This window comes from Brevundimonas sp. AAP58, assembly GCF_001295975.1.
In the GTDB taxonomy this organism is placed as follows: domain Bacteria; phylum Pseudomonadota; class Alphaproteobacteria; order Caulobacterales; family Caulobacteraceae; genus Brevundimonas.
In genome coordinates, this window is record NZ_LJHU01000083.1 from 1 (window position 1) to 1,160 (window position 1,160).

3 protein-coding genes are annotated in these 1,160 nt (G+C 71.3%); all 3 read right to left on the minus strand.

The window, feature by feature from the left end; translation table 11 throughout:
* Positions 1-92 precede the first annotated feature (92 nt).
* The 3 genes from IP78_RS11315 to IP78_RS11325 are packed head-to-tail and all read right to left on the minus strand — an operon-like array spanning position 93 to position 1,062.
* Positions 93-500, minus strand: coding sequence for a DUF3168 domain-containing protein (locus IP78_RS11315; RefSeq protein ID WP_054111789.1), 408 nt, complete (start codon positions 498-500; stop codon positions 93-95).
* Positions 497-799, minus strand: coding sequence for a head-tail adaptor protein (locus IP78_RS11320; protein WP_054111790.1), 303 nt, complete (start codon positions 797-799; stop codon positions 497-499). The genes IP78_RS11315 and IP78_RS11320 overlap by 4 nt, the downstream gene beginning before the upstream one ends.
* Positions 796-1,062, minus strand: coding sequence for a head-tail connector protein (locus IP78_RS11325; protein WP_054111791.1), 267 nt, complete (start codon positions 1,060-1,062; stop codon positions 796-798). The genes IP78_RS11320 and IP78_RS11325 overlap by 4 nt, the downstream gene beginning before the upstream one ends.
* Between the last annotated feature and the right edge of the window lie 98 nt (positions 1,063-1,160).

Genomic DNA, 1,160 nt, shown 5'->3' on the forward strand with positions numbered 1-1,160 from the left:
GGGGGGGGGGCCCAACCCCAAACACCGGCGTTCGTACCCGCCCCCTCCACCATGCTGCGCATGGTCCCCCTCCCCCGCTGCGCGGGTGAGGATCAGATTTCCTCTGTCACAGCCCTCAGCCGCACCACGCCCCAGGTCGACCGCTGCCCCTGTCCCCGGAATACGTCCACGAACGTCGTCCGCACACTGACGGCCCGCACCCCGTCCGCCTCCAGCGGCGCCTCGTGCAGCGCCGCCCGCACCGCCGCGCAGACCGCCTTGGCCTCCTCCACGCCGTCGAAGCGCGAGGCGCATCGCAACGAAATCCGATGTTCGATCCCGCAATCCGCGGCCGGCACGGGCGAACTCTCCGACCGCCCCACCGTCAGGTTCGGCCACCCCGCGTCCCTCGGCGCCTGGTCCCAGATCCGCGCCGGATCCCCCAGCAGAGCCTTCAGCGTCGCATCCGCCCGCAGATGCGCGATCAGCGCCTTCTGCAGCGCGCTCTCATGATCCCTCATCGCGTCCGCTCCAGCTGCAGTTCGGACCGCCCTGGCCGCTCCGCCTCGACATCGACCTGGCGGATCGTCCAGTCGGCCCCGCCGAACCGGATGACCCGCCCCTCGACCAGCCTCGGATCGGTCCGCACCTCCGCCGTCGCGACCTCGAAAGCGACCGCCCCCTCGGCCTCGCTCCGCTCCCGGCGTCGGCGTCCTTCGACCTTCAGCCAGACCGCGCCCAACGGCTCCCAAGACACCGCCCGGCCTCCATAGGGCGTCTCCGCCTCGACGGCCTCGAACAGCTCACCCAGCACCCTCACAGCCGCACCACGCGATACGGCGCGATCCAGGCCTCCACCGGCCGGATCGGCATCTCCCGCTCGCCCCGCTCATAGGCGCGCAAGGCCAACATCAGGATCGCCAGCCTCAGTGGCGCCGGGGACGTCGAGGTCAGGCTCAGCCCCACCTCTCCCTCCACCCGGCTCCGCGCCGCATCGATCAGCGTCTGGATCAGCCCGTCTTCCGCGCCATGCTCGACGCGCAGGAACAGCTTCGCCTCCGTGAGGCTCACGGGTGCGGTCATGGGTTCTCTCCGATGTTCGAAAAATCCTCTCCCGCACAGCGGGGGAGGGGGACCGCGAAGCGGTGGAGGGGGCGGACGCGCGCACCGTGTCTGGAGCC